This window comes from Opacimonas viscosa (assembly GCF_024199005.1).
In the GTDB taxonomy this organism is placed as follows: domain Bacteria; phylum Pseudomonadota; class Gammaproteobacteria; order Enterobacterales; family Alteromonadaceae; genus Opacimonas; species Opacimonas viscosa.
Map to the genome: position 1 here is coordinate 1 of NZ_JANATA010000063.1, position 351 is coordinate 351.

The 351-nt window shown below is 47.3% G+C and carries 1 protein-coding gene; it reads right to left on the minus strand.

Going from position 1 to position 351, the window contains the following annotated elements; genetic code table 11:
• A partial coding sequence (locus tag NLF92_RS12705) for a tryptophan 7-halogenase (protein ID WP_254102565.1) occupies window positions 1-345 on the minus strand: 345 nt, incomplete at its 3' end.
• Window positions 346-351: the final 6 nt, after the last annotated feature.

The window sequence follows — 351 nt, forward strand, 5'->3', positions numbered from 1 at the left end:
CCAGCGATATGCAAAGCGCGAGTTGTAGCGCTTACTAACTATTTCCATGTGCTTTTTATTGTGCGGAAACGCCTCGCAGAGCATACGCAAGCCAAGCTCGACCATGGCAATGGCTGATGCTTCAAGCGGCTCAACAAACCCCGAAGACATACCTAAGCTTAAACAGTTTTTTACCCAAAACTGTGATCTATAGCCAGGTTCAAAGGAGAGTGTACGAAAAGAAAGCTCTGCATCTTGTGCACTAGGGTAGCGTTCACGAACGTAGTCAATCAGCACCTGCTTTGCTTGCTCTTCATTTGTGAATTGAGAACAGTAAACCAGGCCTACACCTCGGCGGTACTGCAACGCAAT